The organism is Pseudomonas sp. SMN11 (assembly GCF_052041945.1).
GTDB lineage: Bacteria > Pseudomonadota > Gammaproteobacteria > Pseudomonadales > Pseudomonadaceae > Aquipseudomonas.
Window position 1 is genome coordinate 18,129 of sequence record NZ_JBKGGW010000001.1, and the last position, 25,812, is coordinate 43,940.

Annotated in this window: 24 protein-coding genes; 11 read left to right on the forward strand and 13 right to left on the reverse strand. The window is 62.4% G+C overall.

Annotation, left to right across the window (positions count from 1 at the left end; all coding sequences use genetic code 11):
* Positions 1-30 precede the first annotated feature (30 nt).
* Positions 31-915, reverse strand: coding sequence for a LysR substrate-binding domain-containing protein (locus ACLEJU_RS00075; RefSeq protein ID WP_435421753.1), 885 nt, complete (start codon positions 913-915; stop codon positions 31-33).
* Positions 916-993: 78 nt separating this feature from the next.
* On the opposite strand from ACLEJU_RS00075, the gene ACLEJU_RS00080 reads away from it, so the two are divergent.
* Positions 994-1,758 carry a sulfite exporter TauE/SafE family protein gene (locus tag ACLEJU_RS00080; RefSeq protein WP_435421770.1) on the forward strand — a complete coding sequence of 255 codons (765 nt, stop codon included), beginning with the start codon at positions 994-996 and terminating at the stop codon, positions 1,756-1,758.
* Here ACLEJU_RS00080 and ACLEJU_RS00085 read toward each other — a convergent pair.
* Positions 1,748-2,062, reverse strand: a complete 315-nt coding sequence (locus tag ACLEJU_RS00085) for a putative quinol monooxygenase (RefSeq protein ID WP_435421752.1) — start codon at positions 2,060-2,062, stop codon at positions 1,748-1,750. The genes ACLEJU_RS00080 and ACLEJU_RS00085 overlap by 11 nt on opposite strands.
* A gap of 165 nt (positions 2,063-2,227) precedes the next feature.
* Here ACLEJU_RS00085 and ACLEJU_RS00090 point away from each other — a divergent pair, with 165 nt between their 5' ends.
* The 3 genes from ACLEJU_RS00090 (at position 2,228) to ggt (ending at position 5,530) form a co-directional block, all read left to right on the forward strand.
* A complete protein-coding gene (locus ACLEJU_RS00090; RefSeq protein ID WP_435421751.1) occupies positions 2,228-2,818 on the forward strand; it encodes an NAD(P)H-dependent oxidoreductase in 591 nt (196 codons plus the stop codon).
* Between the two features lie 30 nt (positions 2,819-2,848).
* Entirely contained in the window at positions 2,849-3,745 is an 897-nt protein-coding gene (locus ACLEJU_RS00095; protein WP_435421750.1) for a LysR family transcriptional regulator, read from the forward strand.
* A 117-nt stretch (positions 3,746-3,862) separates the two neighbouring features.
* Complete coding sequence (gene ggt / locus ACLEJU_RS00100) at positions 3,863-5,530, forward strand: gamma-glutamyltransferase (RefSeq protein WP_435421749.1); 1,668 nt, start codon at positions 3,863-3,865, stop codon at positions 5,528-5,530.
* 143 nt (positions 5,531-5,673) lie between these two features.
* On the opposite strand, the gene ACLEJU_RS00105 is transcribed toward ggt, so the two are convergent.
* Positions 5,674-7,593 carry a HAMP domain-containing methyl-accepting chemotaxis protein gene (locus ACLEJU_RS00105; protein WP_435421748.1) on the reverse strand — a complete coding sequence of 640 codons (1,920 nt, stop codon included), beginning with the start codon at positions 7,591-7,593 and terminating at the stop codon, positions 5,674-5,676.
* Positions 7,594-7,789: 196 nt separating this feature from the next.
* Positions 7,790-8,671, reverse strand: a complete 882-nt coding sequence (gene ypfJ / locus ACLEJU_RS00110) for a KPN_02809 family neutral zinc metallopeptidase (protein ID WP_435421747.1) — start codon at positions 8,669-8,671, stop codon at positions 7,790-7,792.
* 188 nt (positions 8,672-8,859) lie between these two features.
* On the opposite strand from ypfJ, the gene pcaH reads away from it, so the two are divergent.
* Together pcaH and pcaG are read left to right on the forward strand one after the other, a co-directional pair.
* Entirely contained in the window at positions 8,860-9,579 is a 720-nt protein-coding gene (gene pcaH, locus ACLEJU_RS00115; protein ID WP_051100860.1) for a protocatechuate 3,4-dioxygenase subunit beta, read from the forward strand.
* Between the two features lie 10 nt (positions 9,580-9,589).
* Positions 9,590-10,195 carry a protocatechuate 3,4-dioxygenase subunit alpha gene (gene pcaG / locus ACLEJU_RS00120; protein ID WP_435421746.1) on the forward strand — a complete coding sequence of 202 codons (606 nt, stop codon included), beginning with the start codon at positions 9,590-9,592 and terminating at the stop codon, positions 10,193-10,195.
* A 41-nt stretch (positions 10,196-10,236) separates the two neighbouring features.
* Here the strand turns inward: pcaG and trmA are convergent, their stop codons facing one another.
* The 3 genes from trmA to ACLEJU_RS00135 form a co-directional block, all read right to left on the reverse strand.
* A complete protein-coding gene (trmA, locus tag ACLEJU_RS00125; RefSeq protein WP_435421745.1) occupies positions 10,237-11,322 on the reverse strand; it encodes a tRNA (uridine(54)-C5)-methyltransferase TrmA in 1,086 nt (361 codons plus the stop codon).
* On the reverse strand, positions 11,319-12,614 hold the full coding sequence (locus tag ACLEJU_RS00130) for an NCS2 family permease (RefSeq protein ID WP_435421744.1): 1,296 nt from the start codon (positions 12,612-12,614) through the stop codon (positions 11,319-11,321). The genes trmA and ACLEJU_RS00130 overlap by 4 nt, the downstream gene beginning before the upstream one ends.
* A 218-nt stretch (positions 12,615-12,832) precedes the next feature.
* The gene (locus ACLEJU_RS00135; protein WP_435421743.1) at positions 12,833-14,053 is read right to left on the reverse strand and encodes an MFS transporter; all 1,221 of its coding nucleotides are present in this window, start codon (positions 14,051-14,053) and stop codon (positions 12,833-12,835) included.
* A 345-nt stretch (positions 14,054-14,398) separates the two neighbouring features.
* Here ACLEJU_RS00135 and ACLEJU_RS00140 point away from each other — a divergent pair, with 345 nt between their 5' ends.
* Genes ACLEJU_RS00140 through ACLEJU_RS00150 form a run of 3 tightly spaced genes read left to right on the forward strand, consistent with a single transcriptional unit; the run spans position 14,399 to position 17,011 of the window.
* On the forward strand, positions 14,399-15,835 hold the full coding sequence (locus ACLEJU_RS00140) for a cytochrome ubiquinol oxidase subunit I (protein ID WP_435421742.1): 1,437 nt from the start codon (positions 14,399-14,401) through the stop codon (positions 15,833-15,835).
* A gap of 3 nt (positions 15,836-15,838) precedes the next feature.
* Positions 15,839-16,846, forward strand: a complete 1,008-nt coding sequence (cydB, locus tag ACLEJU_RS00145) for a cytochrome d ubiquinol oxidase subunit II (protein ID WP_435421741.1) — start codon at positions 15,839-15,841, stop codon at positions 16,844-16,846.
* A 9-nt stretch (positions 16,847-16,855) separates the two neighbouring features.
* Entirely contained in the window at positions 16,856-17,011 is a 156-nt protein-coding gene (locus ACLEJU_RS00150; RefSeq protein WP_016489104.1) for a DUF2474 domain-containing protein, read from the forward strand.
* A gap of 30 nt (positions 17,012-17,041) precedes the next feature.
* Here ACLEJU_RS00150 and ACLEJU_RS00155 read toward each other — a convergent pair whose 3' ends face one another.
* Both ACLEJU_RS00155 and ACLEJU_RS00160 read right to left on the reverse strand, forming a co-directional pair.
* Positions 17,042-18,166, reverse strand: coding sequence for a methyltransferase (locus ACLEJU_RS00155; protein ID WP_435421740.1), 1,125 nt, complete (start codon positions 18,164-18,166; stop codon positions 17,042-17,044).
* A gap of 96 nt (positions 18,167-18,262) precedes the next feature.
* Complete coding sequence (locus ACLEJU_RS00160) at positions 18,263-18,970, reverse strand: autoinducer binding domain-containing protein (RefSeq protein WP_435421739.1); 708 nt, start codon at positions 18,968-18,970, stop codon at positions 18,263-18,265.
* Positions 18,971-19,181: 211 nt separating this feature from the next.
* On the opposite strand from ACLEJU_RS00160, the gene ACLEJU_RS00165 reads away from it, so the two are divergent.
* A complete protein-coding gene (locus ACLEJU_RS00165) occupies positions 19,182-19,958 on the forward strand; it encodes a ferredoxin--NADP reductase (protein WP_435421738.1) in 777 nt (258 codons plus the stop codon).
* A gap of 32 nt (positions 19,959-19,990) precedes the next feature.
* Here the strand turns inward: ACLEJU_RS00165 and mscL are convergent, their stop codons facing one another.
* The gene (gene mscL / locus ACLEJU_RS00170; RefSeq protein WP_054887133.1) at positions 19,991-20,410 is read right to left on the reverse strand and encodes a large-conductance mechanosensitive channel protein MscL; all 420 of its coding nucleotides are present in this window, start codon (positions 20,408-20,410) and stop codon (positions 19,991-19,993) included.
* 176 nt (positions 20,411-20,586) lie between these two features.
* On the opposite strand from mscL, the gene radA reads away from it, so the two are divergent.
* Entirely contained in the window at positions 20,587-21,954 is a 1,368-nt protein-coding gene (gene radA, locus ACLEJU_RS00175; protein WP_435421737.1) for a DNA repair protein RadA, read from the forward strand.
* A 60-nt stretch (positions 21,955-22,014) separates the two neighbouring features.
* Here radA and ACLEJU_RS00180 read toward each other — a convergent pair whose 3' ends face one another.
* The 3 genes from ACLEJU_RS00180 to ACLEJU_RS00190 all read right to left on the reverse strand — a co-directional run bounded on the left by ACLEJU_RS00180 (position 22,015) and on the right by ACLEJU_RS00190 (position 25,364).
* Positions 22,015-23,532, reverse strand: coding sequence for a nucleobase:cation symporter-2 family protein (locus ACLEJU_RS00180; protein ID WP_435421736.1), 1,518 nt, complete (start codon positions 23,530-23,532; stop codon positions 22,015-22,017).
* A gap of 263 nt (positions 23,533-23,795) precedes the next feature.
* The gene (locus ACLEJU_RS00185) at positions 23,796-24,161 is read right to left on the reverse strand and encodes a PilZ domain-containing protein (RefSeq protein WP_435421735.1); all 366 of its coding nucleotides are present in this window, start codon (positions 24,159-24,161) and stop codon (positions 23,796-23,798) included.
* Positions 24,162-24,251: 90 nt separating this feature from the next.
* A complete protein-coding gene (locus tag ACLEJU_RS00190; RefSeq protein WP_435421734.1) occupies positions 24,252-25,364 on the reverse strand; it encodes a lytic polysaccharide monooxygenase in 1,113 nt (370 codons plus the stop codon).
* Positions 25,365-25,812: the final 448 nt, after the last annotated feature.

The window sequence follows — 25,812 nt, forward strand, 5'->3', positions numbered from 1 at the left end:
AAATACGTCAGCTCAGGCGACGTTGAATGTTCACGCTTGCATCAATCGCTCGACCAACCCCGCTGCATAGCCCGGTAACCCGGCAAAATCCCGCGCACACAACAGCAACCGCCGGTTGGCCCAGTCTTCCCGCAGTGCCACCCAATGCATCGGCAACACGCCCGTCCAACGCTGCACCGATGCCAGCGGTACCACGCCGATACCGGCACCACCGGCGACCATGCGAATCACTCCGTCAAACCCTTCGGCCCGCACCCTTACGTGCATACGGTGGCCTTCGCGCAGGGCCTGTTCCTCCAGATACAACGCCAGGGCACTGTTCACTCCCAGCCCGACATGGCCATGGGCAAGGCAGTCGACAAAGCTCGGTGCGGGCACTGCGGCAAGGGGATGAACCAGTGGTGTCACCAGCACCAGCGGATCATCGCGAAACGGCAGGGTCTGCAGATGTGTGCTGGGCGCTGCGGTGGAAATGATGCCCAGATCAGCCATGCCCTGGGTGATCGATTGCACGATGCGCAGGCTCGGCAGCTCCTGAACATCGATGCTGATCCCGGGGTTGTCGGCAAGGTAGCTGGCCAGCAACTCCGGTAGGTACTCGGTCAGCGCCGCCGTGTTGCACAGCAGCCGTACCTGGCCTTGCTGGCCGCGCGCATAGTGGGCCAGGTCGAACTGCAGGCGCTCGACCTGCTGGCCGATCAGCCGCGCATGTTGCAACAGCGCCTGCCCGGCGGGTGTCGGTTGCACACCTCGGCGGTTGCGCTCAAGCAACGGCGTACCCAGCGACGCTTCCATTGCGCGGATACGTGCACTGGCCGCTGGCAGCGAAAGATGGCTGCGGCGGGCGCCAGCAGTGATGTTGCCGCATTCGGCGGTGTGCTGGAAAAGCCGGAGGTCGATCAGGTCGAAATGCATCTGCCTCTGTCCTGGCAAGAGTCTGGCTGAGTATATGGCAGATTTTCAGTCCAGCAGTTGAGCGCCATCATGGCGGCCATGGATACCTTGATCGCTTTTTACCAGAACATCGGCCCGGCACTGACGCTGTTGGTGGTCACTACCTTCCTGCTGGCCGGTGCCGTCAAAGGTGTGATCGGCCTGGGCCTGCCGACCATTGCCATGGGCCTGTTGGGGCTGGCTATGCCACCGGCGCAGGCTGCGGCGCTATTGATAGTGCCTTCCACGCTCACCAACCTCTGGCAGCTCGCGGCCGGTGGGCATCTGCCGGCACTGCTGCGCAGGCTCGGGCCGATGCTGGCGATGATCTTCGTCGGAACGTTGCTTGGCAGCGTCTGGCTGGGGATCGACAGCGGGCCGTGGGCGGTGCATGCATTGGGGGCGGCGCTGGTGATCTATGCGCTCTATGGGCTGGCAGGCCCCGCCCTGCGAGTGGCGCCGGAGCGGGAAGGGTGGCTGGGGCCGATCTGCGGGCTGGTGACGGGTTTGGTCACTGCGGCCACGGGTGTCTTCGTGATGCCAGCGGTGCCTTACCTGCAGAGCCTGGGCCTGAGCCGAGACGAGATGATTCAGGCACTGGGCCTTTCGTTCACCGTTTCGACCTTGGCGCTGGCCGTTGGCCTGGCTGGCCAGGACGTCTTGGGTGGGCAGGCATTGGGTGCATCACTGCTGATGCTGGCGCCAGCGCTGTTGGGCATGCTTGCTGGCCAGTGGCTGCGCCAGCGCATCAGTGCAGCGCTGTTCAAGCGCTGCTTCTTCATTGGCCTGGCTGCGCTGGGCGGCCATCTGCTGATCAACGGTTAGCTGACGAGGCGCTGAGCATCACGACCGGCTGGACGTCGAAATCGCGCTCCAGGTAGTCCATGCGCTTTTCGAAGAACGCGACCATGTGCGGCAGTGCCGAGTGCACATCCAGTGCAGCCTTGTCGGCCCACACCTCATAGAACACGAACAGGCTCGGGTCCTGCTGGTCGCGCAGCATGTGGTATTCGATGCAGCCAGGTTCCTGGCGGCTGGGTTCGACGTAGGCGCGGAACAGGGTCTCGAACGCTTCGGCCATTTCCGGACGGGTCTTGGCCTTGAGGATGAATGCGTGCTGCTCGCTCATGGATCGGTTCTCACGAAAGTAGGAAGGTGAAACGATTCTACGGCAATAATATGCTGTGTATTTTTGACTTCAGGTCAATTGTATTTTGCCCCGCACCTGCTGTATCCCGCGCCTGCGAGCCTCTAACCTGCGGCCCTGAATTTTACTCGGCCCGGGAGGCCCAGCATGAAAAAGATCCTTCTGCTCAACGGTGGCAAACAGTTCGCCCATTCCGACGGCCGCCTTAACCAGACTTTACACGACGCTGCGCTGGCCCATCTCGACCGCGCCGGCTACGACGTGCAGCAGACCTTCATCGACGGTGGCTACGACGCACAGGCCGAGGTGGAGAAATTCCTCTGGGCCGACGTGATCATCTACCAGATGCCGGGCTGGTGGATGGGCGCGCCGTGGACCGTGAAAAAGTACATCGACGATGTATTCACCGCCGGTCACGGCAGCCTCTACGCCAACGACGGCCGCACCCGTTCCGACCATTCGCAGAAGTACGGCAGTGGTGGCCTGGTGCACGGCAAGCAGTACATGCTGTCGCTGACTTGGAACGCCCCGCAACAGGCGTTCGATGACCCGACCGACTTCTTCGAGGGTAAAGGTGTGGATGCGGTGTACTTCCCGTTCCACAAGGCCAACCAGTTCCTTGGCCTGAGCGGCCTGCCGTCCTTCCTGGCGGTGGATGTGATGAAGCGCCCGGACGTGCCGGCGGCGCTGGCGGCTTATGAGGCGCATCTGGACAAGGTGTTCGGCAAGGCTATCTAATCCCTGCATGGTTCAAGCACAGGCGCTCAAGTGAAAACCCGATCCGAAGAACTCCAGGTTTTCGTCGCCGTCATCGATTGCGGCTCGATCTCTGCGGCTGCCGAGCAGATGGGCCAGACCCCGTCGGCCGTCAGCCGCACGCTGTCGCGCCTGGAGGGCAAGCTCGGCACTACCCTGGTCAATCGCACCACTCGGCGCATGGACCTGACCGAAGAAGGCCGCTTTTTCCTCGAACGTGCGCGCCAGGTGCTGGAACAGATGGACGAGATGGAGGAGCATCTGTCGATGAACCGCCAGACGCCCTCCGGGCGCCTGCGTATCAATGCTGCCGCACCGTTCATGCTGCATGCCATTCTGCCTTGGATCGGCGAATTCCGTCGCCAGTACCCGGCCATCGAGCTGGAACTGAACACCGACGATCTAATCATCGATCTGCTGGAGCAGAGCACCGATGTGGCTATCCGCATCGGTGATCTCGCCGACTCCAGCCTGCATGCCCGTTCGCTCGGTTGCAGCCCGGTTCAGGTGCTGGCGAGCCCGGAGTACCTGGAACAACACGGCACGCCGGAAACGGTCGAAGACCTGAACAGCCACGTTCTGCTCGGCTTCAGCCAGCCCGAGTCGCTCAACCAGTGGCCGTTGCGCCATGCCCAGGGTGACCGCTGGGGCATTCGCCCGGCGCTGATCGCCTCCAGCGGCGAAACCCTGCGCCAGCTGGCGCTGGCCGGGGAGGGCATCGTCGCCCTGTCGCACTTCATGACCCACGAAGATATCCGCGCCGGTCGCCTCAAGGTGCTGCTGAGCGACGCCAACAACGGCTACCGCCAGCCGATCCACGCGGTGTACTACCGCAACACGCAGCTGGCCCTGCGTATCCAATGCTTCCTTGATTTCATCCAGCGCAAACTGGCGATGTACGCCTGCTGAGTTGCCTGAACGCGACAGATCCTGTCCACAGGCGGCGAAACTTCCTACGTTTGATTGCGCAGTCGCCACGCTTCGGCCTTACTGACTGCTCAACAAAAACAACACCAAGGAAGTGTCATGCGTATCGTTCCGTTCCAGTACCTGGCTCTGGCAGCCGCGATCCTGAGCAGTTCCTCGACTTACGCCGCCACGTTGGAAGGCGGCGCTGTCGCCGCGCCCGATCAATATGGTGCACAGGTAGCCGCCGACATTCTCAAGAAGGGCGGCAACGCCGTGGACGCGGCAGTGGCCACCGCTTTCACCCTGGCGGTGACCTACCCCGAGGCGGGCAACATCGGCGGCGGTGGCTTCATGACCCTGTTCGTCGACGGCAAGCCGTACTTCCTCGACTACCGCGAAGTGGCGCCCAAGGCCGCCACTCGCAACATGTACCTGGATGACAAGGGCGAGGTGATCGAGAACCTGAGCCTGGTCGGTGTGCGCGCCGCAGGCGTACCTGGGACGGTCATGGGCCTGTGGGAGGCCCACAAGAAGTTCGGCAAGCTGCCCTGGAGCGAACTGCTGACCCCGGCCATCGGTTATGCGAAAAACGGCTTCAAGGTCGCCGAGAAGCAGTACCAGTACCGCAATGATGCCCAAGGCATGTTCAAGACCGCGACCAACTTCAACGATTACTTTGGCAACATGAAGGTCGGTGAGTTGTTCAAGCAGCCGGAAATGGCCCAGACCCTCGAACGCATTGCTGACAAGGGCGTGAGCGAGTTCTACCAAGGCAAGACTGCCGACCTGCTGGTGGCGCAGATGCAGGCCGACAAGGGCTTGATCACCAAGGAAGACCTGAAGGACTACAAGGCCGTGTGGCGCGAGCCGATCGCCATCAGCTGGCGCGGCAACGTGGTCTACACCGCGCCACCGCCAAGCTCCGGCGGCGTGGCCCTGGCCCAACTGCTGGGCATCAAGGAAAACCGCGTGGCGGACTTCAAAGGCGTGGCGCACAACTCGGCGCAGTACATCCATCTGCTTTCGGAGATTGAAAAGCGCGTATTCGCCGACCGTGCCGACTACCTCGGCGACCCGGCGTTCACCAAGGTGCCGGTCGACCAGCTGGTGGCCAAGGACTACCTGGCCAAGCGCGCCGCCCAGGTCAACCCGAAGGCCATTTCCGAAACCGACAAGGTCAAGCCGGGCCTCGAACCGCACCAGACCACGCACTTCTCGATCGTCGACAAGCAAGGCAACGCCGTCAGCAACACCTACACCCTCAACCTCGATTACGGCAGCGGTGTGGTGGTCAAGGGCGCGGGCTTCCTGCTCAACGACGAGATGGACGACTTCAGCGCCAAGCCAGGCGCCGCGAATGCCTTTGGCGTGGTCGGCGGTGACGCCAACGCCATCGAACCGGGCAAGCGCATGCTGTCGTCGATGAGCCCGAGCCTGATGACCCGCGACGGCAAGGTCGAGCTGGTGATTGGTACCCCGGGTGGTTCACGGATCTTCACCTCGATCTTCCAGGTGATGAATAACCTGTACGACTACGGCATGCCGCTGGAGAAGGCCGTGGCGGCACAGCGTGTGCACCATCAGTTGCTGCCCAAGGACACCATCTACTTCGACAGCTATGCGCCGCTGACCGGGCCTGTGGCTGATGAGCTGAAGAAGATGGGCTATGTGCTGGAGGATCAGGGCTGGGAGATGGGGGATATCCAGGCGATTCGCGTGGATGGGGAGAAGGTCGAGACCGCTTCCGATCCGCGTGGGCGTGGGGTGGGGATGATCGTCAAGTAATATTCGAGATCGCCGGGAGGGCTTTGCCCTCCTTTCGCGACGCAAGGCCGCTCCTACAGGAATCGCGTTTCACTGTAGGAGCGGCCTTGCCGGGGCGCCGGACCGGTCGGAAAGGGCCGCAAAGTGGCCCCTGGGCCTTGAGGTCAGACGCGGAACTGGCTGACCAGCATCTGCAGGTGACCACCCAGGCGCGCCAGCTCGACGCTGGACGCTGCCGTTTCATCACTGGCCGCTGCAGTCTGTTCGGACACATCCCGTACATTCAGGATGCTGCGGCTGATCTCTTCAGCCACCGCACTCTGCTGCTCGGCCGCCGCCGCGATCTGCTGGTTCATCGACTGGATGCTCGACACCGTGCCGGTGATGTTCTCCAGCGAGACACCGGCCTTGCGCGCCAGCTCGACACTGCTGTCGGTCAGCGTGCGGCTGCCCTGCATGGCGTTGGCCACCTGCTGGGTACCGTGCTGCAGGCTGGCCACCAGCTCTTCGATCTCTTCGGTGGACTTCTGCGTGCGCTGGGCCAGGCCACGCACTTCGTCGGCGACCACGGCGAAACCACGGCCGGCTTCACCGGCACGGGCCGCTTCGATCGCGGCGTTGAGCGCCAGCAGGTTGGTCTGCTCGGCCACCGACTTGATCACGTCCATCACGCTGCCGATCTTCTGGCTTTCCTGCTGCAGCAGGTTCATGGCCTCGGTGGAGCGGTGCACTTCTTCGGCCAGGCGTTCGATCTGGCCGATCGCCTCGCCAACCACGCGGTCACCGGCACGGGCTTCGTCGTCGGCACCGGTAGCCGCGTGCGAAGCCTGTTCGGCGTTGCGCGCCACTTCCTGAACGGTGGCGGCCATTTCGTGCATGGCGGTGGCCACCTGGTCGGTCTCGACCTTCTGGCTGTTGGCACCGGCGCTGGTCTGCTCTGTCACCGCCGATAGCTCTTCGGCGGCGCTGGCGATCTGGGTGACGCCGTCACGGATACCGCTGATCAGTTCGCGCAGGGTGGTGCCCATGCGCGCGATGCCTTGCTGCAGCACGCCGATTTCGTCGCGGCGAGTGACGCGCAGGTCGTGGGTCAGATCGCCACCGGCGATGCGTTCCACGGCTTGCAAGGTATCGCGCAGCGGGCGGGTGATCTGGCGGGTGATAACCACGGCGGCGATGACGCCAGCCAGCAGTGCCAGCAGCGTGGCGATGGTCTGCAGGCTGCGCGCCTGAGCACTTTCGGCGTCACGGCGTTCCAGCTGGATCTTGTACAGCGCGTCGCTGCGCTTGACGATATCGGCACCCTGCACGGTCATTTCCGCACGGGCAACGGTGATGTCGGCGACCGCATCGCGGAACTGGCGCACGGCATCGCGATAGGCTTGCACCGATTGCTCGAACTGCTGCACGCGGGTGGCTTCAGCGGGCAGCTGGCGCTTGAGGTTGTCGATGTCGGCCAACGCACCATCCAGCTGGCGCAGGGCGGCCTGCTCGTTGGCGGCGGTATTGTCGGCGATGTAGCCGCGCACATCGATGCGCACCTGCAGCAGCTGCTGGCGCGCCTTGCTGATCAGCTGGTACTGGGCCAGGCGCACGCTGTCGGCCTCGGGGCGGGACATGACGTCCTGGCTGAGCGACTCCATGGCCTCATCGGCCTTGGCCGCCGACACGTTCATCGCATCACGGGCGGCCAGCGAGCTCTTGTAGCCGGCGCGCATCTTGTTCAGCGACACCTTGTACTCGCTGATGGTCTGCCCCAGCTCCTTGAGCAGCGCGACGTTGGCCGGGCTGGTGAAGGTGGTGACCAGGTATTGCTGCTGCTTGCTGAACGCGTCGAGCTTGGCCTGGGTGTTGGCAGCGGCGGTGTCATCGCCGTTGGCGATCATGTACTGCAGGCGCGAAATGCGCAGGTCGGTCAGGTCCTTGTTGAGCTGGCCGATGTCGCCCATCCAGTTGCTGCGGTCGATCAGGCTGCCCAGGCTGGTCCAGCCTGTCAGGGCCAGCAGGCCGGTTAGAAACAGCACCAGGCCGAAGCCCAGGCCGAGTTTGAGGTTGACGCTGATATTGGCGAACCAGCTGTTCATGCACGCTCTCCAGAAAATTCATTCGCTCACTTGATCATCGATCGCAGGGCGTTGTTGTTCTGGGGGCCCGCTGATTCGTGCAGGTGTTATCGGCACGACGAAGCGAAAGCTGAATCGCTTTTTCAGCTGATTTGTAACTATGTGAAAACGTTTGCTTTTTGTAGAACGGAGGGCCGCTTTGCGGCCCCGTTCAATTTCAAAGGCTACGCGCGCTGAAGGTATCGCAGCTGTTCACATTACCCTGGGCAAACCCGGCCTTGAACCAGCGCACCCGCTGCGCCGAGGTGCCATGGGTAAACGAGTCGGGCACCACGCGCCCTTGGCCCTGCTGCTGCAGCCGGTCATCACCGATGGCATTAGCCGCGTTGAGGGCTTCCTCGACATCGCCGGGCTCCAGCCAGTTCAGCCGCTTCTGCGCCTGATAAGCCCAAACCCCGGCCAGGCAGTCAGCCTGCAGTTCCTGGCGCACCAGTAGGCCGTTGTCGCCTTCCATGCGCTGGCCGCTGCGCCGCGCGGCATCGACCTTCGCCGACACTCCCAGCAAGGTCTGCACATGGTGGCCGATCTCGTGAGCGATCACGTAGGCCTGGGCAAAGTCGCCGGCCGCAGCGAAGCGGGTTTCCATCTCGCGGAAGAACGACATGTCCAGGTAGACCCGCTGGTCCGCCGGGCAGTAGAAAGGCCCGACCGCCGCAGAAGCAAAGCCGCAGGCCGAATTCACTTGGCCGCTGAACAGCACCAGCTTGGGATCGCGGTATTGCTTGCCAGCCTGGGCGAACAGGGCTTTCCAGGTGTCTTCGGTATCACCGAGGATCGAGGCGACGAACTGCGCTTGCTCGTCATTGGCCGGCGGCGCGTTGCTGCCTGCACCACTGGCAGCTGTCTGCTGCTGTTCCATCTGCCCGGTAAGCTGGCCAAGAATCTGCAGCGGGTCCTGGCCGGTCAGCCAGCCGATGCCGACGATCAGCAATATCGCCCCGAGCCCCAGCCCCTTGCCGCCGCCAAAGCGCATACCGCCGCCGCCTCCACCACGGGCATCGACCACGTTGTCGCTGCGCCGGCCTTTTCGCCATTCCATGAAGTGCTCTCCAGAGCGTGAAACATGAGGATAAAGATTAGATCACCCCAGCCAAAGCGACTAATGCATAACCAATTGGTTATGTATTGAGCGGCTGAATTCAATGTTCATTCCGTGCGACCTATCCGAAACTGCAAGTCCGCCTGCCGTGTACAGGCGTTTTCATAATTCCAAGAGAGGAATCCGGCATGCCCGCCCAGGACAACAGCCGCTTCGTGATCCGTGATCGCAACTGGCACCCCAAGGCCCTGACGCCCGACTACAAGACGTCCATTGCCCGCTCGCCGCGCCAGGCACTGGTCAGCATCCCGCAGTCGATCAGCGAAACCACCGGCCCGGACTTTTCCCACCTGGGCTTCGGTGCCCATGACCATGACCTGCTGCTGAACTTCAACAACGGTGGCCTGCCGATCGGCGAGCGCATCATCGTTGCCGGCCGCGTCGTCGACCAGTACGGCAAGCCTGTGCCGAACACCCTGGTGGAGATGTGGCAAGCCAACGCCGGCGGCCGCTACCGCCACAAGAACGACCGCTACCTGGCGCCACTGGACCCGAATTTCGGTGGCGTCGGCCGTTGCCTGACCGACCGCGACGGCTACTACAGCTTCCGCACCATCAAGCCGGGCCCGTACCCATGGCGCAACGGCCCGAACGACTGGCGCCCGGCGCACATCCACTTCGCCATCAGCGGCCCGTCGATCGCCACCAAGCTGATCACCCAGCTGTATTTCGAAGGTGACCCGCTGATCCCGATGTGCCCGATCGTCAAGTCGATCGCCAACCCCGAAGCCGTACAGCAGTTGATCGCCAAGCTCGACATGAGCAACGCCAACCCGATGGACTGCCTGGCGTACCGCTTCGACATCGTGCTGCGCGGCCAGCGCAAGACCCACTTCGAAAACTGCTGAGGACCCCGCCATGCCAATCGAACTGCTGCCGGAAACCCCCTCGCAGACCGCCGGCCCCTACGTGCATATCGGCCTGGCCCTGGAAGCGGCCGGCAACCCGACCCGCGACCAGGAAATCTGGAACCGCTTGGCCAAGCCCGACGCTGCGGGCGAGCACATCCTGCTGATCGGCCAGGTGTATGACGGCAACGGCCACCTGGTGCGTGACTCGTTCCTGGAGCTGTGGCAGGCCGACGCCAATGGCCAGTACCAGGATGCCTACAACCTGGAAAACACCTTCAACAGCTTCGGCCGCACCGCCACCATCTTCGATGCCGGCGAGTGGACCGTGCACACGGTCAAGCCGGGTGTGGTGAACAATGCCGCAGGCGTGCCGATGGCGCCGCACATCAACATCAGCCTGTTTGCCCGGGGGATCAACATCCACCTGCATACGCGCCTGTATTTCGATGATGAGGCCGAGGCCAACGCCAAGTGCCCGGTGCTCAACCTGATCGAGCAGCCGCAGCGTCGCGAGACCTTGATTGCCAAACGTTGCGAGGTAAACGGGAAGACGGCGTATCGCTTCGATATCCGTATTCAGGGGGAAGGGGAGACGGTCTTCTTCGACTTCTGAGTGAAGCCTTGGGCCGCAGAGCGGCCCCGGCGATCTGAAAGTCAGCGCCGAACCAGCAGGACCCCACTTTCCATATGGTGGGTATAGGGGAACTGGTCGAACAACGCACAACGCTCGATGCGGTGCGTGTCCTGCAACTGGGCAATGTTCGCCGCCAGCGTCTCCGGGTTGCACGAGATGTACAGGATCCGCTCGAAACGCCGGGTCAGCTCGCAGGTATCCGGGTCCATCCCCGCACGCGGCGGGTCGACAAACACCGTGCCGAACTCATAGCTTTTCAGGTCGATCCCTTCCAACCGACGGAACGGCCGCACCTCATTCAGCGCCTGGGTCAGCTCTTCCGCCGACAGGCGCACCAGCCGCACGTTATCCACAGCGTTCTCGTCGAGGTTGCTCAGCGCGGCATTGACCGAAGTCTTGCTGATTTCGGTGGCCAGCACCTGTCGCACGCGGGTGGCCAGCGGCAGGGTGAAGTTGCCGTTGCCGCAATACAGCTCCAGCAGGTCGTCCTCACGCTCGCCGATGGCCTCGAACGCCCAGCTCAGCATCTTCTGGTTCACTGCGCCGTTGGGCTGGGTGAACGCGCCTTCCGGCTGGCGGTAGCTGAAGACGCGACCGGCCACATCGAGCTTTTCCACCGCATAGTCGCGGCCGATCACCAGACGCTTGCCCTTCGAGCGGCCGATCACGCTCACGCCGAGGTCGGTGGCGAGCTGGCGCGCAGCCACTTCCCAGGCCTCGTCCAGCGGGCGGTGGTAGCACATGGTGACCATGGCATCGCCGGCGAGGGTGGTGAGGAACTCCACCTGGAACAGGCGATTGCCCAGATCCTCGCTAGCTTGCCAGGCGGCCTTCAGGCGCGGCATCAGCTCATTGATGCGCTGGCTGGCGATGGGGAAGTCGTCGATCAGGATCGCCTTGTGCTTGTCGCCCGGGGCGAACATCGCGTAATGGCGCTGGCCATCCTCGCGCCACAGGCGGAACTCGGCGCGCAGGCGGTAGTGCTCGCGCGGCGAGTCGAAAACGGCCGGTTCCGGCGCGCCAAAGGGCGCCAGCAGCTCGCGCAGGCGGGCGACTTTGCCCTCGAGCTGGGTGTCGTAGGCGGAGGGATCGAAGACAGCACTCATGCGTTGAACCAGCCCAGCTTGATGACGAACAGGATGGAAAGAATCACCAGAGCCGGGTTCAGGTCGCGGTGGCGGCCAGAGATCAGCTTGACGGCGGTCCAGGAAATGAAGCCGAAGGCGATGCCGTTGGCGATCGAGTAAGTCAGCGGCATCGCCAGGGCGGTCACCACCACCGGTGCGGCCTCGGTGACGTCGTCCCAGTTGATTTCCGCGAGGCCCGAGGCCATCAGCACGGCGACGAACAGCAGCGCCGGGGCGGTGGCAAAGGCCGGCACACTACCGGCCAGCGGGGCAAAGAATAACGCCAGCAGGAACAGGATGGCGACCACGATGGCAGTCAGGCCGGTACGACCGCCTGCGCTCACGCCAGCAGCGGATTCGATGTAGCTGGTGGTGGTCGAGGTGCCCAGCAGCGAACCGGCCATGGCGGCGGTGCTGTCGGCGATCAGGGCACGGCCCATCTTCGGCATGTGGCCGTCCTTGCCCATCAGGCCGGCGCGCTTGGCCACGCCGATCAGGGTGCCGGAGTTATCGAACAGGTCGACGAACAGGAAGGCGAAGATCACGCTGACCAGGCCGACGTCGAGGGCGCCCTTGATGTCCAGTTGGAGGAAGGTCGGCGCCAGCGATGGCGGCATCGACACGACACCACCGAATGGCGTCACACCCATCAGGATCGAGACGATGGTCACGGCCAGGATGCCGATCAGCACCGCGCCACGAACCTTCAGCGATTCGAGACCGACGATCAGGAAGAAGCCCAAGGTGGCGAGGATCGGCGCCGGCTGCTTGAGGTCACCCAGGCCCACCAGGGTTGCCGGATTATCGACGACGATGCCAGCGTTATGCAGGGCGATGAACGCCAGGAACAGGCCGATGCCTGCAGCAATCGCCGAGCGCAGCGGCAGCGGGATGCTGTTCACGATCCATTCGCGGATACGGAAGATCGACAGCAGGAAGAACATCACCGCGGAGAGGAACACCGCGCCCAGGGCCACCTGCCAGGTGTGGCCCATGTGCAGGACCACCGTGTAGGTGAAGAACGCGTTCAGGCCCATGCCCGGCGCCAGGGCGATCGGATAGTTGGCGATCAGGCCCATGGTGGTGGAGCCGATGGCGGCCGCCAGGCAGGTGGCGACGAAGATCGCACCTTTGTCCATGCCGGTCTCGCCGAGGATGCTCGGGTTGACGAACAGGATGTAGGCCATGGCCAGGAAGGTGGTGACGCCCGCAAGAATCTCGGTGCGCACATTGGTGTTGTGTGCTTTTAGTTGAAACAGCCTTTCCAGCATGCCCGCTCCCCAGGGCGCCCTCGCGCCGTGATTGTATCGACCCCATCAGCAAAGCACAGACCGTAGCGGATGCCGTGGTTTTGTGTGGGGCGGAAAAAAGCCGCGCATCATACCAGCATGCTCGGCGGGGGCCTATCGCCGTTGGGGAGTGGGTGCTTTATAGCCTGTGCCGGCCTCTTCGCGGGCTTACCCGCGAAAGGGCCGGCACAGGCGAACGATCAACCATTGTGCAGGCGATCTCGCTTGGCCAGCGTCGGGAACAACTTTATCCACACCCCGGTCACCACCAGCGTACCGACCCCACCCAGCACCACCGCCGGCACCGTGCCGAACCAGTGTGCCGTCACCCCGGATTCAAATTCGCCCAGCTGGTTGGAGGCACCGATGAACAACCCATTCACCGCGCTCACCCGCCCGCGCATCTCGTCCGGTGTCTCCAGCTGCACAAAGGCACCGCGGATCACCATGCTGATCATGTCCGCCGCGCCTAGCACCACCAGCACTGCCAGCGAAAACCAGAACGAGGTCGACAGGCCAAAGGCGATGGTTGCCACGCCAAACAGGCCGACGGCGGTGAACATGGTGCGACCGACCTTGCGCTCGACCGGGAAGCGCGCCAGCCACAGCGACATCAGCAGTGCCCCGACCGCCGGCGCCGAGCGCAGCAGGCCCAGGCCCCACGGGCCGGTGAGCAGGATGTCCTTGGCAAACACCGGCAGCAGGGCGGTGGCGCCACCGAGCAACACGGCGAACAGGTCCAGCGAGATGGCCCCAAGGATGTCGGGCCGGCTGCGGATGAAGCGGATCCCGGCCATCAACGATTCGAGACTGGCGCGGCCTTTCTGCGGCACCTGCTGGCGCGAGTCGAGGCTGAGCATCAACAGGCAGGCGATGGCGTACAGGGCGACGGTTGGGCCATACACCCAGATGCTGCCGAAGGCGTACAGGAAGCCGCCCACGGCCGGGGCGACGATGGTAGCCGCCTGGGTCGCCGAGGCCGAGGCAGCTACCGCTCGCGGGAACAGTCCCGGCGGCACCACGTTGGGCAGTAGCGCCTGGGTCGCCGGCATCTCGAACGAACGGGTTGCGCCGAGCAGGAAGGCCAAGACGAAAATCAGTTCGCGGCTGACGTTGTCGGTGGCGCTGCCCACGGCCAACGCCAGGGCGATCAGCCCCTGCAAGCTCTGGCACAGCGCCGCGACCTTGCGCCGGTCATAGCGGTCGGCGACGTGCCCGGTGTGCAGCATGAACAGCACCCGTGGGGCGAATTCGACCAGGCCGACCAGGCCCAGGTCGAGCACATTGCCGGTCAGCTGGTAGAGGTGCCAGCCAATGGCCACGGTGAGCATCTGGAAGCCGCTGGCGGTGAACACCCGGGCCAGCCAGAAGGCGATGAACGGGCGGTGATGACGCAACAACTGCGGTGCGGAATCGGACATCGGAAACCTGTTGGCCTCGGCGCAGTAGAGGGGGCCGCAGCGTATCATCTGTTTGTAACAAACGGTTACTGTTTGCCGTGGTCGGCACTTTTTCACGTGCTGCGAAAGAGGGTGGGGCAACGGGTCACGCGGCAATCAACCACACGGCCCAGCGGGCTATTCGGGACTATGCTTCCTAGCAATCGTTGATCTGGATCAATCGTTCCAGATCTAACGAATTGGCCCTCGGGCCGGAATCCCTGCGATCGAACAGAACAATTCCAATGTGCCGCACTCGACTACCGTGGGGGCAGTGGGCGACGGGGCCACAAGCCCGGACGCCGGATTATCTGAAGAGGAAGCACCATGTTCGGAATAGAGGCCTTAGAGCTCGCCCGAATGCAGTTTGCCTTTACCGTGTCGTTCCACATCCTGTTCCCAGCCATCACCATCGGCCTGGCGAGCTACCTGGCAGTCCTCGAAGGCCTCTGGCTGCGGACCCACGAGCAGGTCTACCGTGACCTCTACCACTTCTGGTCGAAGATCTTTGCCGTCAACTTCGGCATGGGCGTGGTCTCTGGCCTGGTCATGGCCTACCAGTTCGGCACCAATTGGAGCCGCTTCTCCGACTTTGCCGGCGCCATCACCGGCCCTTTGCTGACCTATGAAGTGCTCACCGCCTTCTTCCTCGAGGCGGGTTTCCTGGGCGTGATGCTGTTTGGCTGGAACCGCGTTGGCCGTGGCCTGCACTTTTTTTCCACGGTGATGGTCGCGCTCGGCACCCTGGTCTCGACCTTCTGGATTCTGGCCTCCAACAGTTGGATGCAGACCCCTCAAGGCCACGAGATCATCGATGGTCGGGTGGTGCCGATGGACTGGTTCGCGGTGGTGTTCAACCCGTCGTTCCCCTATCGCCTGATGCACATGGCCACTGCTGCGTTCGTGTCCACGGCGTTCTTCGTTGGCGCTTCGGCCGCCTGGCACCTGCTGCGTGGGCGTGACAACCCGGCGGTGCGCAAGATGCTGTCGATGGCCATGTGGATGGCCTTGGTCGTCGCCCCGATCCAGGCGGTGATCGGTGACTTCCACGGGCTCAATACGCTCAAGCACCAGCCGGTGAAGATCGCTGCGATCGAAGGCCACTGGGAGAACGTGCCTGGTGAGCCGACCCCGCTCATCCTGTTCGGCATTCCCGACATGAAGGCCGAAACCACCCGCTTCAAGGTCGAAATCCCGGCGCTCGGCAGCCTGATCCTGACCCACAGCCTGGACAAGCAGGTGCCGGCGATGAAGGAGTTCCCGCCTGAGGACCGACCCAACTCGACCATTGTGTTCTGGTCGTTCCGGATCATGGTCGGGCTCGGCTTCCTGATGATCTTCGTCGGCCTGTGGAGCCTGTGGCTGCGCAAGCGCGGCACCCTCTACACCTCGCGGCCGTTCCTGTACATGGCCCTGTGGATGGGGCCGTCCGGCCTGATCGCGCTGCTCGCCGGCTGGTTCACTACCGAGATCGGCCGCCAGCCGTGGGTGGTGTATGGCCTGATGCGCACCGCCGATGGCGTGTCCAACCACAGTTATGCGCAGCTCGGCTTCACCCTGGTGGCGTTCGTGGTGGTGTACTTCGCCCTGTTCGGCACCGGCCTTGGCTACATGATGCGCCTGGTGCGCAAAGGCCCGCAGACTGGCGAAGGTGACGAGACCAACCCCGGTGGCCCTGGCACCAAGCGCACGCCGGCACGGCCGTTGTCTGCCGCCGATGACAGTGCTGATGCCAATTCCACCAGCCTGAGCAAGGGGAACTGAGCCATGGGTATCGACCTTCCGCTGATCTGGGCAGTGATCATCATCTTCGGTGTCATGATGTACGTGGTGATGGATGGTTTCGACTTGGGCATCGGCATGCTCTTCCCCTTCGTCAAGGGCGAGCGTGACCGCGATGTGATGATGAATACCGTCGCACCCGTCTGGGACGGCAATGAGACCTGGCTGGTGCTGGGCGGCGCCGGGTTGTTCGGTGCGTTCCCGATGGCCTATGCCGTGGTGCTCGAAGCGCTGTATCTGCCGTTGATCCTGATGCTGATCGGCCTGATCTTCCGCGGCGTGGCGTTCGAGTTCCGCTTCAAGGCCACTGCCGAGAAGCGCCACATCTGGGACAAGGCGTTCATTTGGGGCTCGCTGATCGCTACTTTCTTCCAGGGCGTGGCGCTGGGCGCCTTCCTCGAAGGCTTCAAGGTGGTCGACCGGCACTTCGCCGGTGGCACCCTCGACTGGCTGACACCGTTCAGCCTGTTCTGCGGCCTTGGGCTGATTGTCGCGTACACGCTGCTGGGCTGTACCTGGCTGATCATGAAGACCGAGGGCGACCTGCAACTGAAGATGCACGACCTCGCCCGGCCGCTGGCGCTGGTGCTGCTGGCGGTGATCGGCATCGTCAGCCTGTGGACCCCGATCGCATATCCACAGATTGCCGACCGCTGGTTCAGCATGCCCAACCTGTTCTGGTTCATGCCGGTGCCGCTGCTGGTGCTGGTGACCTTCTATGGCTTGCTCAAGGCGGTAGCGCGCAATGCGCACTACACGCCGTTCCTGCTCACCCTGGTGTTGATCTTCCTGGGCTACAGCGGGCTGGGCATCAGCCTGTGGCCGAACATCATCCCGCCGTCGATCTCGATCTGGGATGCCGCCGCGCCGCCGCAGAGTCAGGGCTTCATGCTGGTGGGCACGTTGTTCATCCTGCCGTTCATCCTCATGTACACCTTCTGGAGCTACTACGTGTTCCGCGGCAAGGTGACCCATGAAGACGGCTATCACTAGGAGGGCCGCATGATGACCGGTAAACATGGCCTGGAAGAGAAGAAACCCCTGTGGCAGCGGCTGGGTTGGCTGGTGCTGATCTGGGCGATGAGCGTGGCAGCTCTGGGCGTGGCGGCCTGGGTGATGCGCCTGTTCATGGGGGCCGCTGGCCTGACCACCCATTGAGTGAAAGGGGGCTCCTGGCGCCCCCTGCCTTTATTTACGAGCCTTGAGGATTACAAATTTCGGGGTTGCAGCTACCTGCTCTACGCCACGGAACAACCGCGCCAGCTTGCTGTGGTAGCCCAGGTGGCGGTTGCCGACGATGTACAGCGCGCCGCCCACCACCAGCGCCTCGCGTGCCTGCTGGAACATGCGCCAGGCGAGGAAGTCACCCACCACCTGCTGCTGGTGGAACGGCGGATTGCACAGCACCACATCCAGCGACTGTTTTTCCACCCCGGCCAGGCCGTCTCCCGCCATGACTGTCACCGGTCGCTCCACCAGAGCCGCTTGCCAGTTCTCCTGCGCCGACTGCACTGCCATATACGATTCATCGACCAGGGTGAAGTGCGCGTCCGGATTGGCCAGCGCGCTGGCAATTGCCAGCACGCCGTTGCCACAACCCAGGTCGGCTACGCGGGCGTTGCCCAAGTCGCGCGGCAAGTGGGGCAGGAAGGCACGGGTGCCGATATCCAGGCCCTCGCGGCAGAACACATTGGCATGGTTGACCAGCTCCAGCGCCGGCGTGTCGAGCTGGTAGCGGGTCGGGTAGGGCGAACGGGCAACAGGGCGGTCGGCAACCGTGGCGGTCAGCAAACGGGCCTTTTTCTGTGCCAGCGAAGCTTGCACCGGGCCGATGTACTTTTCCATCAGGTCACCGGCCGCGCGCGGCAGGTGCTTGATCATGGCACCTGCAATCACCTGGGCGCCGGGTGCCAGGTGGCCTTGCAGGCGGATCAGCTGTTCTTCGAGTAGTGCCAGGGTTTTCGGCACGCGCACCAGCACGCGGTCAAACGGGCCCTGCCAGTGCTCGCTGGCCGGCACGAAGGGCACGCTGTCGAACACCTTGCCATTACGTGCCAGGTTTTTCTCCAGCGCCATGTGCGCCAGGTGCGAGTCGCCGCTGCTGACTACCTGCAGATGATCGGCCAGGCTGGCCGCCAGGGCGCCGAAGCTGTCGTTGAGTACCAGCACGCGGCTGCCGGCGTCCAGGCCCTGGGCATACAGCTGTTCGAGCAGGTATTCATCGGCAGCATCGAAGGCCTGCAGCGGGTCGTTGGCCTGGTCCGGCTGGCGGATCAGGTCGAGTTCGGCGTAGGGGGTGGTCAACAGGGGCATGGCGTCTGGCTCGGGTACGAATCTGCTCCTGGCGGTTCGCCACGAGCTTTGCTGCGCGATTCTACAGGGCTTTGCCCGAAGCCGCAGGCTGGGCTTCTATTCGAGCAGGCCGCGCATCAAGGCGATGGTGATGGCACCGGCCTTGTTGGCGGCGTTGGTCTTGGTGATGGCGCTACGGATATGGAAGTTCACCGTGCTTTGCGACAGATTCAGGATCTCCGCCACGACGGCGGCGGTCTTGCCGTCGGCCGACCATTTGAGTACTTCGATTTCGCGGTCACTCATCTTCAGCGGCGCGCTCAGCTTCTCCAGGTGATGTTCGCTGATGATCGCGTGCAAGGTGTGGCACAGCCACTGTACCTTGCCCGCTTTGTCATACAGCTCGGCGATGTTTACTTCGCCAACGGGCCGGCACACGCTGACCTGGCTTTCGTTGTGTTGCATGTCATGCAGCGATTGCGTCCAGCCGTGACGCAGGCCGTGAGTGCAGGCTAGTTCGCGGTAGTGGGGTACTTCGCGGTACAGGTCGTCGGTCCATAGCACCGGCATGGTGGAACTATGGCTACGGGTCGCAGCGGCATCCTGTTTGTAGAATTCGTCGCGTTGATAGCGCTCGATCCACGCGGCTGGATAGTTGCTGTAGAGGTACAGCCGTGGCGACTGAGCTGCGAGTTGAATGCGGACTTTCAGCCCAAGGAACATCATGTCCAGGTCCTGCGCCAGGTGCACGGCAAGATCAAAAACCTTTTGCGGCGTGCTTTCGCTGATCAACTGATGGAGATGCTCATGATTCCATTGAAGCATCTGACGCACTCCCTGGAAGTGGTGGGCCGATCCGTTTGCATACCGGGATGATTGTAGGAAAAGGCTGACTGTTATGTTGGGATTTTTTGTTATAGAGGCCGCATTTTTCATGTTCCCCGCCACCTCCACCGGGTTGTGCCCTTACTTTCCGGCGGTTTTTATCCACGCCACTTTGCGCGACACTGGGCGCACGCCATACACGGAGCCCGTCATGACCGCCAGTGCCGACAAGTTTACCCGCCAGACCCTGCTCGACGTCCAGCCGCTGACGCCAAACCTGTTCAGCCTGCGGGTTACGCGTGATCCAGGGTTTCGCTTCCGGGCCGGTCAGTTTGCCCGGCTGGGCGTGACCAAGGCCGATGGCAGCGTGGTCTGGCGTGCCTATTCGATGGTCAGCGCCCCCCATGACGAATACCTCGACTTCTTTTCAATCGTGGTTCCGGGGGGCGAGTTCACCAGCGAGTTGAGCCGGCTGGGCGAGGGCGACAGCCTGTTGATCGACCGTCAGGCGTTCGGCTACCTGACCCTCGACCGCTTCGTCGGCGGCCGCGATCTGTGGCTGCTGGCGACCGGTACCGGCATCGCACCTTTCATGTCGATCCTGCAGGACTTCGAAGCCTGGGAGCGGTTCGACACCATCAAGCTGGTGTATTCGGTCCGCGAGGCGAAAGAGCTGGCGTATGTAGACGACATCGCCGGGCTGGAACAGCGGGATTACCTGGCCGAGTTCGCTGGCAAGCTGCAGTTCATTCCGGTGGTGACCCGTGAGCAGCACCCAGGTGCATTGAATGCGCGTATCACCACGCTAATCGAGAATGGCGAGCTGGAAAAGGCAGCGGGGCTGGAGCTGTCGCCCGAGCATTCGCGGATCATGCTCTGCGGCAACCCCGACATGATCGACGAGACACGCAAGGTGCTCAAGGCGCGTGACCTGCAACTGAGCCTGAGCAAGCGGCCGGGGCAGGTGGCGGTGGAAAACTACTGGTAATGCACAGGGGCCGCGATGCGGCCCCAGCCGTTTCAGGGCAACCGATTCTGGTTCTGCGCCTTGAGCAGGTCGCGGATCTCGGTGAGCAGGGTTTCCTGCGGGGTGGGGACTGGCGGCGCAGTCGGTGCCACAGCTTCTTCGCGCTTGAGGCGGTTGATCGCCTTCACGCCCATGAAAATGGCGAAGGCGACGATGAGGAAGTCGATTACCGTCTGGATGAACTTGCCGTAGGCCAGCACCACCGCGGGTACATCACCTTCGGCTGCCTTCAAGGTGATTGCCAGGTCGCTGAAGTCGACGCCGCCGATCAACAGCCCCAGTGGCGGCATGACCACATCACCGACGAAGGACGAGACGATCTTGCCGAAGGCCGCGCCGATGATGATACCGACCGCCATGTCGACGACATTGCCTTTGACCGCGAAGGCCTTGAACTCACTGATCATGCCCATGTTTGGTTCCTTGTAACAAATGGTGAGATTAACGCAGTGTAAGCCACTAAAACGCTTCATGCGTTGGCTTCAGGGGTAGTGACTGCGGTTAGAACGAATAGTTTTGTCGCATCCCGACGCGTTCGAGACACGTCGGCCTCGGCTATCATGGCGGTTTTTTCCAGGAGACCCTGCCCATGGCCAAGGCCAAGCGTTTGTATGGCTGCACCGAGTGCGGCGCGACCTTCCCCAAGTGGGCTGGCCAATGTGCCGACTGCGGGGCCTGGAACACCCTGGTCGAAACCATGATCGAAAGCGGCGGCGCGGCAGCCCCCAGCGGCCGCGCCGGCTGGACCGGACAGCAGGCGCAGATCAAGACCCTGGCCGAAGTCAGCGTCGAGGAGATCCCGCGTTTCACCACCAGCAGCACCGAACTTGACCGCGTGCTCGGCGGTGGCCTGGTCGATGGTTCGGTGGTACTGATCGGCGGTGACCCGGGGATCGGCAAGTCGACCATCCTGCTGCAGACGTTGTGCAACATCGCCGTGGGCCTGCCCGCGTTGTACGTCACCGGTGAAGAGTCGCAGCAACAGGTGGCCATGCGCTCGCGGCGCCTGGGCCTGCCCCAGGACCAGCTCAAGGTGATGACCGAGACCTGCATCGAAACCATCATTTCCACCGCCCGGGTGGAAAAACCCCGGGTCATGGTGATCGACTCGATCCAGACCATCTTCACCGAGCAGTTGCAGTCCGCCCCTGGCGGCGTGGCCCAGGTGCGCGAGAGCACGGCGCTGCTGGTGCGTTATGCCAAGCAGAGTGGTACGGCGATCTTCCTGGTCGGCCACGTGACAAAGGAAGGTTCGTTGGCCGGGCCGCGGGTGCTGGAGCACATGGTCGACACCGTGTTGTACTTCGAGGGCGAGTCCGATGGCCGACTGCGCCTGCTGCGGGCGGTGAAGAACCGCTTCGGCGCGGTCAACGAACTGGGTGTGTTCGGCATGACCGACCGTGGCCTGAAAGAGGTGTCCAATCCTTCGGCGATCTTCCTCAATCGCACTCAGGAAGAAGTGCCCGGCAGTGTGGTCATGGCCACCTGGGAAGGCACTCGGCCGATGTTGGTGGAGGTGCAGGCGCTGGTCGATGACAGCCACCTGGCCAACCCGCGGCGGGTCACCCTGGGCCTGGACCAGAACCGCCTGGCCATGTTGCTGGCGGTATTGCATCGTCACGGTGGTATTCCCACCCACGATCAGGACGTCTTCCTCAACGTGGTCGGTGGCGTGAAGGTGCTGGAGACTGCCTCGGACCTGGCGTTGCTGGCAGCGGTGATGTCCAGCCTGCGCAATCGGCCGTTGGCCCATGGGCTGCTGGTGTTTGGCGAAATCGGCTTGTCGGGTGAGGTGCGGCCGGTGCCCAGTGGCCAGGAGCGCTTGAAAGAGGCGGCCAAGCATGGCTTCAAGCGCGCCATCGTGCCCAAGGGCAATGCGCCGAAGGAGCCGCCAGCGGGGTTGCAGGTGATTGCCGTGACCCGGCTGGAGCAGGCCTTGGATGCCTTGTTCGAGTAAATGAAAAAGGGGAGCCGACGATGCGCATCGGCTCCCCCCACGTCACCGCTCAGTCAGCGGTCAATGTTCGGCAACCGCACTGCGCCTGGGCGCCTGGTTGCCGTGCTCGTCCAGCTCCATCACCGGCACTTCGTTGCCATCGGCATCGAACAGCTTGCCATCCTTGAAGAAGTCGCCATCCCGCAGGCACGAGATGTCCGAGTACTGGATGGTGCGTTCGTAGGCCGCAGCGAATACCGACTGGTTCTCCGAGTTGCCTGTCTTGAAGTGGTTGAACAGCAGGTTCAGCAGGATGGCCATGATTGCCGCCGAGCTGATGCCCGAGTGGAAGATGGTTTCGAACCAGTTCGGGAAGTTGTGGTAGAAGGTCGGCGCGGCGATCGGGATCATGCCGAAGCCCAGCGACGCGGCGACGATGATCAGGTTGACGTTGTTCTTGTAGTTGACCTTCGACAGGGTGCGGATACCGCTGGCGGCCACGGTGCCGAACAGCACGATGCCCGCGCCACCCAGCACTGGGGTCGGTACGGCGGCAATCACCCGGCCCATCACCGGCAGCAGGCCGAGCACCACCAGGATCACGCCACCGGTGGCCACCACGTAGCGGCTCTTGACCCCGGTCACGGCCACCAGGCCGACGTTCTGGGCAAAGGCGCTCTGGGTGAAGGAGCCGAAGATCGGCGCCAGGATGCTCGATGCCATATCGGCGCGCAGGCCGTTGCCCAGGCGCTTGGAGTCGACCTTGGTGTCGATGATCTCACCCACGGCGAGGATGTCGGCCGAGGTTTCCACCAGGGTCACCATGATCACGATGCACATCGACAGGATCGCGGCGATGTGGAACTCAGGCATGCCGAAGTGGAACGGGGTTGGGAAGGCGAACATCGGACCTTGGCTGACTTTGCTGAAGTCGGTCATGCCCAGCGCCCAGGCGATCAGCGTGCCGATCACCATGGCCAGCAGGATCGACAGGCGCGAAATAGTGGCGCTACCGAGTTTGCTCAGCACCAGGACGATGGCGAAAGTCAGCGCAGCCAGGCCGATGTTGGCCACGCTGCCGAACTCCGGCGAAGCGCTGTTGCCGCCCATCACCCAGCGCGCGGCGACTGGCATCAGGGTCAGGCCGATGGTGGTGATGACGATGCCGGTCACCAGCGGCGGGAAGAACTTGGTGATCCGCGAGAATACCGGGGTGATCAGGAAACCGATCACCGACGCTGCCATGACTGCGCCGAGCACGCCCGGCAGGCCGCCACCGCCCTCGCTGCTGAGGATGGCGCCCATGGTCGCCACGCCAGCAAACGATACGCCTTGCACCAGCGGCAACTGGCAACCGAAGAACGGGATGCCCAGCGTCTGCAGCAAGGTCGCCAGGCCACCGGCAAACAGTGAAGCGGCGATCAGCATGCCGATCTCGGCACCGTTGAGGCCGGCTGCCTGACCCAGGATCAGGGGTACCGCGACGATCCCGCCATACATGGTCAGCACATGCTGCAGACCATAGGCCAGGTTGGCACCCAGCCCGAGGTTTTCGTCCTCGGGGCGCTGGGCGGGAGACGTGCTAGGGGACGTAGTCATGGAGCAGGCTCTCTGTTTATTGTTGTGGCACTACTGTAGACATTTCCTACAAAAGATTGCCACATAAATTGTATACAAGTTTTTGATTGGAGCGCGAACAGCTGGCCCTGCAATGTGTGCAAAACGCCAATGCAGATCGCGTACCAAGTCGATAGAGTCTGAGCTAGAGGGGTGTGTACAACGCGCTGCTACCCAGGGATAAAGCTGTCTGGGTAGACAAGAAACAGAGGGTGGGGATGCTGTTAGCTAGCTAAGAGATTGCATTATTCGATGAGTTCGCGCAGCTCACGCATCATTTCGGTGCTGTCGGCCACGTTCAGTTCCACAAGACGGTGCAGGTGGGTCATCGATTCGACGTCGATATACAGGCAGATGAAGCCAAGGCGTGTGGCTTCTTCATGGCGCAGCTCCACCTGCATCTGCACGCGGACATTGCGGTCCAGGTGGATGACTGCGTCGAAGTCCTGAGTCAGGTCGGCGTCCCAAGGGGAGGGGCATTCAACCAGCAATCCCTTGAGCGACAAGTCCAGCAACTTCACCGGCCAACGGCGATCGCCCTGGCGCAGCTCGGTAGGGGCGTCGAAATCGATGCGCTGGAAACGGCGGCGGTCGTTGGCAGAAGTGGTCATGGCAGGCCCCTCGTCAGTTGCACTGACTATAGACCAGGCATGGCCACCTTTGCCTTGTGCCGAGACGTGGTTAGGTTTTCAGTTCATGGTTCAGCGCCGACGCACATGTTTCTCCCACAAGGTAAAGCCATCCGCAGCCCCTGGGGCCCAGCTCTCCACATGGGCGGTGTGGCTTGCCAGGCACCGCCACAGTGATTGGTCATGACGGACGATTTCATTGGTGCTGTAGATGTCTTTCAGCTTCCAGTCCCGATACTCACCGCCGTCTTCACCGGGCTTGGTGCGTGCCGAATGCACATTGCTTGATGCAGAAAGCTGGCCCTTTGCATCAAACGCCTTGACGGTGTAGCGATAGCTGGTGTCGGGCTTGAGGTTGTCATCGGTGAACTTACGTTGTGTCGAAGGCACGCGACCCACTTCGTTGCCATCTCGATAGATGGCATAGCCATCAACCGGTGCGCCGTTCTCTGGGGCGGCCCACATCAGGTCCACTGACGTTTCGGTGGTACCCATATCGTGCAATTCATAGGGTGCGCCGGGGCCTTCCGGTCCTTCCCCGCCAGACAGGAACTCAAGGTCGATGACTTGGTAGAAGGCTTTGTCGGTTTCAGCAATTTCCCAGACACCCAACAATACGTGATAGCCTTCGCGCACTGGCAGTACCAGTGTGTTGATGTGAGGATTGGCTGGCCACATTTCTGCTTCTCTATATGACCAGTAAGGTTGCCGAGTATTAAGGAATGTTGCGAAGGGCTGAGACTCGAATTGTGCGCGGGTAAGAGGTTTGGCCGGGTCCCAGTCCACACGTGTAATAAAATAATTGAAGCGGCGGTATTTGTGGCGCGCCATGAACTCCCATGTAAAATCGATTGCTTCGCCACCGTAAACTTTGTGCTTTTGCCAATTAATATCTGTTTTGTCCAGATACTCGGCAGCTTTGTGGCCGCCGCTGGCGATCATGCCGTCTGGCGGAGGCGGGATGTTGGTCAGGTCATCCTTTGCATAGGGGTCTGAAAGGCCGCCGGCAACGGCTGGGAAGAATTTTCCACTTTCAATTCCGTAAGCCAGGTTCCCCTCGATATGCTGTTTGTAAAGGTAAGCACGGGAAGCGGGAGAAGTGACGGCGCCATGTCTCGGCGCCGGGAACGAAGACCTGCTGATGACTTGTGAGTTGTCAGCGTTTTCGGCTTTTAGATAAGTCATGATGCGTCCTTTTATCTGAGATAAGACCAAGCCAAGTAAAATTTCAGGGTCGAAGACATAGGCGCAGTGTCCTCGTTTTTACAATGACTGGCGATCAGTGCTGTAGGGCAAATTAAAGCGTCTGTTATTTGCCTGGGTGAGATGATTGTTTGTTTCGCATGCTCGGGAGTATTGAAAGACGTTTCACTAAGTGCGGCAACTGGCAAAATTATCAGGTGACGCTGGAAAGTTACCGGGAACTGTCCATTCGTCCAGATACATTCAGCGCGAGCTATGTTTGGCAGCCTGGCTGTGCGCGATGTTGGAAACGCGCCCGGTACAGAGGGCTCACCGCTCTAGCCCGGGTACTGGCGCCCCGCAGCTGATCACAAATGGATATGGTAAAGCTGCCAAGCAGGCCCTAGACTCAAGGGGCTGTCTATTCCAACCACTTAGCTGGAAGCATGCC